Annotated in this window: 1 pseudogene; it reads left to right on the top strand. The window is 62.3% G+C overall.

The features are described from left to right. Positions 1-168: 168 nt before the first annotated feature. Positions 169-353: pseudogene (locus OZ411_RS43185) on the top strand (hypothetical protein); the annotation flags it as partial.

The following is a 353-nucleotide window of genomic DNA, read 5'->3' as shown; positions in this document are numbered from 1 at the left end:
GCGAGAGTTGCTGATGCATTCAGCGCCATCCCGCTGAATGTGACGACGGTCCTGACAAACGCCCTCGCAGCATTGCCGGCCCCCGTCCTCGATGCGAAATTCGATACAAGATCATCGGCTAATGCGATTGTTGGGGAGGGATCCAGCGCCGCGGCGCCGGACGCGGTGATGCCGTCCGATGCGACCAGTTCGCTGCGGCAAGGACGAATGTTGCAGGCCAGTGCCAGCCTTGAGGCTGCGCCGGCCGAGAACGAGGGAACGCTACGACAGGGCCGTCCGCCGGCTTCGCCCAATCCGGACGAAGGCGAGCTGTCTTATCTGAAGTATTATGTCTACTCGGAAATCCCGCCGCC

Source organism: Bradyrhizobium sp. Arg237L, assembly GCF_029990105.1.
In the GTDB taxonomy this organism is placed as follows: Bacteria; Pseudomonadota; Alphaproteobacteria; order Rhizobiales; family Xanthobacteraceae; genus Bradyrhizobium.
The sequence above is the reverse complement of the archived record's forward strand: the minus strand, read 5'-3'. Positions and strand labels throughout refer to the sequence as shown.